We start from the raw sequence: 4,429 nt of genomic DNA, 5'->3' as shown, positions 1-4,429 counted from the left end.
CGCACCACCGTCATCGACCACGGCATCGTCCCGCCCCAGGCCGAGTACACCGGCGAACTGGACCGACTCGCCGTGGTGACCAACGAGCCGGTACGCCGCTGGCGGGTCACCGGCACCGACCTCATGCCCCGCTTCGCGCGGGTGGCGCCGCTGGACGTGTTCGGGATGGGGGTCGCCGGTCTGCCGGACGCGCTCGCCCGGGCGCCCGGCGGCGGGCCGGGGCTCGCGGTCACCGGCCACGACGACGTCCCGCAGGACCGGATGCACGCCGAGGTGGCCCGGCGGCGCGCGTACCTGCACCTGTGCCGGTGGACCTCCCTGGGCCTCAGCCTCATCGAGGCGATGGCGATGGGGATGCCGGTGGTGGCCCTGGCCACCACCGAGGCGGTGGACGCCGTGCCGGCCGACGCGGGAGTGCTCTCCACCCGGGTGGACACCCTGGTCGAGGCGGCCCGATGGCTCATGACCGACCGCGACGCGGCCGCCCGTCTGGGGGCGCGCGCTCGCGACGTGGCGAAGGAACGGTTCGGGCTCGACCGTTTCCTCGCCGACTGGGACCGGCTGATCGAGGAGGAAACATGCGCATCGCGATGATCTCGGAACACGCCAGCCCCCTCGCCGTCCTCGGCGAGGAGGACGCGGGTGGGCAGAACACCCACGTGGCCGAGCTGGCGGCGGCGCTGGCCGGCGAGGGGCACGACGTCCGCGTCTACACCCGCCGCGACTCCACCGCCCTGCCGGAGACCGTCGCCGCACCGGACGGCTACCAGGTGTGCCACGTGCCGGCCGGCCCGGCCCGGCGGGTGCCGAAGGACGAGCTGCTGCCGTACATGGGCGAGTTCGGGCGGTGGCTGGCCGGCCAGTGGCGCGACGGCAACTGGACGCCGCACGTGGCGCACGCCCACTTCTGGATGAGCGGCCTGGCCACCCTGCACGCGGGACGGCGGACCGGGGTGCCGGTGGTGCTCACGTACCACGCGCTGGGCACCGTCAAGAAGCGCCACCAGGGCACCCGGGACACCAGTCCACCAGGCCGGATCGGGTACGAACGGGCACTGGGCCGGGCCGTGGACCGGGTCATCGTGCAGTGCCAGGACGAGATCGGTGAGCTGCTGCGGCTGGGCGTGCCCCGGTCCCGGATGGCACTGGTCCCCTCCGGCGTCAACGAGGAGATGTTCCGTCCCGACGGTCCGGTCGTCCCGCGCGACCCGGCCCGTCCCCGGATCATCACCGTCGGCCGCATGGTGGAGCGCAAGGGCTTCCAGGAGGTCGTCCGGGCGCTGCCCGCCGTGCCGGACGCCGAGTGCGTGGTCGTCGGCGGCCCGCCGGCCGAGCTGCTGCCCGCCGACGGTTTCGCCCGCCGGCTCACCGCCCTCGCCGAGTCGTGCGGGGTGGCCGACCGGGTGAGGCTGGTCGGCGCGGTGCCCCGCGAGGAGATGGGGTCGTGGTACCGGTCGGCGGACCTGCTCGTCGCCGCCCCCTGGTACGAGCCGTTCGGCCTGACCCCGCTGGAGGCGATGGCCTGCGGAGTGCCAGTCGTCGGCACCGACGTCGGCGGCATCTCCGACACCGTGGTGCACGGCCTGACCGGGGACCTCGTGCCGGCCCGCGACCCCCGTACCCTCGGGGCCGCCGTCCGCCGGCTGCTCGCCGACCGGGTGCGCCGGTTCGCGTACGCGACCGCGGCGCTGGACCGGATCCGCAGCCGGTACTCCTGGAAGCGCTGCGCCGAGCAGCTGGGCGCGGTCTACGCCGCGGTCAGCACCGTCGCCCGTCCCGCACCGGCGGTGGCCTGATGAGCCTCTCCCTCCTCGACAGTCACCTGGCGAACCTGGCGGCCGCGCTGCTGCCCTACCGACAGGCCGCCGAACGCCTCAGCGACTGGGGCACCGAACTCGCCTGGACCCTCGCCCGCGGCGGACGACTCCTCGTCGCCGGCAACGGCGGCAGCGCCGCCGAAGCCCAACACCTCACCGCCGAACTCGTCGGCAAACTCCACGACGACCGCCAACCCCTGTCCGCCATCGCCCTGCACGCCGAAACCAGCGCCCTCACCGCCATCGGCAACGACTACGGATACGACCACATCTACGCCCGCCAGGTCCACGCCCACGGCCGCCCCGGCGACATCCTCCTGCTCATGTCCACCAGCGGCGCCAGCCCCAACCTCCTGCACGCCACCCACGCCGCCCGCGAGATCGGGGTCCGGACGTGGGCCTTCACCGGCCCGACGCCGAACCCGCTCGCCGAGATCTGCGACGACACCCTCGCCGTCCCCTCCCCGGACAGCCAGGTGGTCCAGGAGCTGCATCTCGTCTCCAGCCACCTGCTCTGCGAGTACGTCGAGCAGGCACTCCCGCTGGTGCGGGAGCTGCCCCGGATGGCCCCGCCGGCACCGCGTACGGTCGGCCTGGTCGACCGGTTCGGCCTGGACGGTCGCGCCCTCGCCGCCACCGGCAGCCACCCGCACGGCGCCAACGGGCACAGCCCGAACGGCCCGAGCGCCAACGGCCGGGGCACCAACGGCCACAGCGCCAACGGCCACGGGAGCAGCGGCCGGGGAGCCGACGGGGTGACGTCGTGAGCGGCCCGCTGGTGGTGGTCGGTGACGCGCTCCTGGACCGGGACGTCAGCGGCGCAGTCACCCGGGTCTGCCCGGACGCGCCGGTTCCGGTGCTCGACGAGCAGGCGGCCACCGACCGGCCCGGCGGCGCCGGCCTCGCCGCACTGCTCGCCGCCGCGCAGGGCAACGACGTCGCGCTGGTGACCGCCCTCGCCGACGACCCGGCCGCCGCGCGCATCGCCGAGCTGCTGACCGCCGCCGGGGTCCGCCTCTACCCGCTGCGCATGCCCGGGGCCACCGCCGAGAAGATCCGGCTGCGCGCCGGTGGGCAGACGTTGCTGCGCCTGGACCGGGGCGGTGCCCCGCAGGCACCCGGTGAGCCGCCGGAGGCGGCCCTGGAGGTCATCGCCTCCGCCGGGGCGATCCTGGCCAGTGACTACGGCCGGGGCCTGCTGCGGCAGCCGACGCTGCGCGCGGCGCTGGCCGAGGCGTCCGCTCCGGTGGTGTGGGACCCGCACCCGAAGGGACCGGCCGCCGTGGCGGGTGTCCGGCTGGTCACCCCGAACCTGGCCGAGCTGCGCCAGCTCACCGGCGACGCCGGTGCCGGCTCGGCGCTGTCCACCGCCACCCGCGCCGGCCATGAGCTGCGTCGACGGTGGCGGGTGGGCGCGGTCGCGGTGACCATGGGCCCGGACGGGTCGGTGCTCTGCCATTCCGGCAGCACCCCGCTGGTGATTCCAGCACCGTCCGAGGTGGACGGCGTCGAGGACACCTGCGGCGCCGGGGACCGGTTCGCCGCCGCCGCGGCCACCGCGCTCGCCGGTGGCGCGCTGGTCTCCGAGGCCGTCGGCGAGGCGGTCGCCGCCGCGTCGGCGTACGTCGCGGCCGGCGGGGCGGCGGGACTGCACCGGCAGCCGGAGGACCAGCGGCCGTCCACCCCGGCGGGTTCCGCCGAGGAACTCGTCGCGCGGGTACGCGCCGACGGCGGCACGGTCGTCGCCACCGGCGGCTGCTTCGACATCCTGCACGCCGGGCACGTCGCCACCCTCCAGGCGGCCCGGCGGCTCGGCGACGCCCTCGTCGTCTGCCTCAACTCCGACCGCAGCGTCCGAGGGCTCAAGGGCCCGGACCGGCCGCTGAACACCGAGGGCGACCGGGCACGCCTGCTGGCCGCCCTGGACTGCGTGGACGCGGTGGTGGTCTTCGACGAACCCACCCCGCACGTGGTGCTGTCCCGCCTGCGGCCCGACGTCTGGGTCAAGGGCGGGGACTACGCCGGTGACGGCGCGCCCGAACTGCCCGAGGCCGAGCTGATCCGCGGCTGGGGCGGCCGCGTCGTCACCGTGCCCTTCCTGGCCGGCCGATCCACCACCGCCACCATCACTGCCGCGCGCCAGCGCGGCGCACGTCTGATCAAGGGAGCAGCATGAGCAGGGACCTGAACTCCTCGGCCATCCTCGTCACCGGCGGGTCGAGCGGACTCGGCGCGGCCGTGGTCGCCGCCGTGACGAAGGCCGGCGGCCGGCCGTACGTGCTGGACCGGCAGCCGCCCGCCGACGGGGTCCCGTGGGTCGAGTGCGACCTGGCCGACACCCGCGCAGCGGAGGCGGCCACCCGGCAGCTCGCCGAGCAGGCCGGTGGACTGGACGGGGTGGTCACCGCCGCCGGGATGGACGTGCCGGGCCGGCTCGGCGACGTCCCCGGTGACACATGGGACCGGATCGTCGCGATCAACCTGCTGGGCACCGCCGCCGTGATCCGGGCGGCGCTGCCCGAGTTGGAGCGGTCACACGGCACGGTGGTGACCGTGGCGTCGACGTTGGGGATCAAGGCCGTCAGTGACGCCACCGCCTACTGCGCGGCGAA

At 75.6% G+C, this 4,429-nt stretch carries 5 protein-coding genes; all 5 read left to right on the top strand.

All coding sequences use genetic code 11. The features are described 5' to 3' along the window. Positions 1–594, top strand: a 594-nt coding sequence (locus ACTMSW_RS30650) for a glycosyltransferase (protein WP_441184280.1), incomplete at its 5' end; no start/stop codon positions are given. Next, a complete protein-coding gene (locus ACTMSW_RS30645; RefSeq protein WP_441184279.1) occupies positions 579–1,796 on the top strand; it encodes a glycosyltransferase in 1,218 nt (405 codons plus the stop codon). The genes ACTMSW_RS30650 and ACTMSW_RS30645, both read left to right, overlap by 16 nt. Then, positions 1,796–2,584, top strand: coding sequence for a D-sedoheptulose-7-phosphate isomerase (locus tag ACTMSW_RS30640; RefSeq protein ID WP_441184278.1), 789 nt, complete (start codon positions 1,796–1,798; stop codon positions 2,582–2,584). Before ACTMSW_RS30645 ends, ACTMSW_RS30640 begins: the two co-directional genes overlap by 1 nt. Continuing rightward, positions 2,581–3,993 carry a PfkB family carbohydrate kinase gene (locus tag ACTMSW_RS30635; protein ID WP_441184277.1) on the top strand — a complete coding sequence of 471 codons (1,413 nt, stop codon included), beginning with the start codon at positions 2,581–2,583 and terminating at the stop codon, positions 3,991–3,993. Before ACTMSW_RS30640 ends, ACTMSW_RS30635 begins: the two co-directional genes overlap by 4 nt. After that, on the top strand, positions 3,990–4,429 hold a 440-nt coding region (locus ACTMSW_RS30630; RefSeq protein WP_441184276.1), incomplete at its 3' end, for an SDR family oxidoreductase. The genes ACTMSW_RS30635 and ACTMSW_RS30630, both read left to right, overlap by 4 nt.

The organism is Micromonospora sp. BQ11 (assembly GCF_052068135.1).
In the GTDB taxonomy this organism is placed as follows: Bacteria; Actinomycetota; Actinomycetes; order Mycobacteriales; family Micromonosporaceae; genus Micromonospora.
Note: the sequence above shows the minus strand (reverse complement) of the source record. Positions and strands in the feature narration are given on the sequence as shown.